Raw genomic sequence first — 2,562 nt, 5'->3', positions numbered from 1 at the left:
CCACGACGGCGCTGAGGGGGCCGCCGCAGGCATCCGCACGACGGCGAGTCCGCCGCAGGCGGGCGACCACGATGGGGGCCGCCGCAGGCATCCGCACGACGGCGAGTCCGCCGCAGGCGGGCGACCACGACGGCGCTGAGGGGGCCGCCTCCGGCACCCGCACCACCACGGCGAGCCAGCCGCAGGCACCCGACCCGGCACAGCCCGCCGCAGGCGACTACGCTCCCTCCAGGACCAGAGCTGACCCCGAGGGGAGCCCCACAGATGACGCCGGGCCGCAGAAGCAGCACCTTCACGCGCCTGCTCCGACACGGCTTCACCGACGCCACCGCCGCCGAGCACCTCCTCGACACCCCCGAACTCGCCCACGTCCGCGACGACCCCTTCCTCCTCGAAGCCCTGGGCGCCACCGCCGACCCCGACCTCGCCCTGCACGGCCTCGTCCGCCTCCTGGAAGCCCAGCCCGCCCCGAACTCCCACCGCGAACTCCTCGACACCCTCATCGCGGCCAAACCCCTGCGCGACCGCCTCCTGGGCGTCCTCGGCGCCTCCACCGCCCTCGCCGACCACCTCGCCCGCCACCCCACCGACTGGCAGGCCCTGGTCACGTACGAGCCCCAGGACCTCCACCCCGGCGTCACCGAGTTCGAACGGGGCCTGGACGGCGCCACCGACCCCGTCGCCCTCCGCGTCGCCTACCGCCGCTGCCTCCTCTCCATCGCCGCCCGCGACGTCTGCGGCACCACCGACGTCGCCGAGACCGCCGCCGAACTCGCCGACCTCGCCACCGCCACCCTCCGCGCCGCCCTCGCCATGGCCGAGGCCGCCGCCCCCGAGGACGCCGCCGCCTGCCGCCTCTCGGTGATCGGCATGGGCAAGTGCGGCGGCCACGAACTGAACTACGTCTCCGACGTGGACGTGATCTTCGTGGCGGAGGCCACCGAGGGCACCGACGAGACCAAGGCCCTGCGCGCGGCCACCAACCTCGCCTCGCACCTGATGCGGATCTGCTCCGAGACCACCGTCGAGGGCTCCATCTGGCCGGTCGACGCCAACCTCCGCCCCGAGGGCCGCAACGGCCCCCTCGTGCGCACCCTCTCCTCCCACGTCGCCTATTACCAACGCTGGGCGAAGACCTGGGAGTTCCAGGCCCTCCTCAAGGCCCGCCCGGTCGCCGGCGACGAGAACCTGGGCCAGGAGTACCTGGCCGCGCTGCACCCCCTGGTCTGGCAGGCCGCCGACCGCGACAACTTCGTGGCGGACGTACAGAAGATGCGCCGCCGCGTGGTCGACAACATCCCCGCGGCCGAAGTGGACCGGGAACTCAAGCTGGGCCCCGGCGGCCTGCGGGACGTCGAATTCGCCGTACAGCTCCTCCAGTTGGTCCATGGTCGCACCGACCCCACCCTGCGCAGCGGCACCACCCTGGACGCCCTCAAGGCCCTCGCCGCCGGCGGCTACGTGGGCCGGGAGGACGCCGCCCGGCTGGACGAGGCGTACCGCTTCCTGCGCGCGATGGAACACCGCATCCAGCTCTTCCGGCTGCGCCGCACCCACCTCGTCCCCACCGCCGAGGAGGACCTGCGCCGCCTGGGCCGCTCCCTCGGCCTGCGCGCCAACCCCGTCACCGAGCTGAACCGCGAGTGGAAGCGGCACGCCGGCGTCGTACGGCGGCTGCACGAGAAGCTGTTCTACCGCCCGCTCCTGGACGCCGTCGCCCAGCTCGCCCCCGGCGAGGCCCGCCTGCGGCCCGAGGCCGCCCGGGAACGCCTGGTCGCCCTCGGCTACGCCGACCCCGCCGCGGCGCTGCGCCATCTGGAGGCCCTGGCCTCGGGCGTCACCCGCAAGGCCGCGATCCAGCGCACCCTGCTCCCCGTGCTCCTGGGCTGGTTCGCCGACTCCGCCGACCCGGACGCCGGTCTGCTGAACTTCCGCAAGGTCTCCGACGCCCTCGGCAAGACCCCCTGGTACCTGCGCCTGCTCCGCGACGAGGGCGCCGCCGCCGAGAACCTGGCCCGCGTCCTGTCGGCGGGCCGCCTGGCGCCCGACCTCCTGATGCGCGCCCCCGAGGCGGTCGCCCTGCTCGGCGACGGCGACGGCGCGGCGAGGGGCCTGACCCCCCGCAGCCGCAGCGCGCTGGAACAGGAGATCCTGGCCGCCGTCGGCCGGGCGGAGAACGGCGAGCAGGGCGTCACCGCCGCCCGCGGTGTCCGCCGCCGCGAACTCTTCCGTACCGCCGCCGCCGACATCGTGGCCTCCTACGGCACCGAGGCCACCCCCGTGCAGGCCGACCAGGGCGCCCTGGTCGACCTGGTCGGCGGTGCCGTCTCCGACCTCACCGCGGCCACCCTCGCGGGCACGCTGCGCGCGGTGGTGCGGGCCGGCTGGGGCGACCTGCTGCCCACCCGGTTCGCGATCATCGGCATGGGCCGGTTCGGCGGCCATGAACTGGGCTACGGCTCCGACGCGGACGTTTTGTTCGTCCATGAGCCGCAGGAGGGCGTGGCCGAACAGGAGGCCACCGCCGCCGCGAACAAGGTCGTCGCCGAGATGCGCCGGCTC

The 2,562-nt window shown here is 74.9% G+C and carries 1 protein-coding gene; it reads left to right on the top strand.

Features of this window, described 5'->3' with window-relative positions; all coding sequences use genetic code 11:
• Positions 1–264: 264 nt before the first annotated feature.
• A partial coding sequence (locus tag CCN72_RS33805) for a bifunctional [glutamine synthetase] adenylyltransferase/[glutamine synthetase]-adenylyl-L-tyrosine phosphorylase (protein WP_086812100.1) occupies positions 265–2,562 on the top strand: 2,298 nt, incomplete at its 3' end.

Origin of the sequence: Streptomyces murinus, assembly GCF_002154555.1 — a bacterium.
In the GTDB taxonomy this organism is placed as follows: domain Bacteria; phylum Actinomycetota; class Actinomycetes; order Streptomycetales; family Streptomycetaceae; genus Streptomyces; species Streptomyces murinus.
The sequence above is the reverse complement of the archived record's forward strand: the minus strand, read 5'-3'. Positions and strand labels throughout refer to the sequence as shown.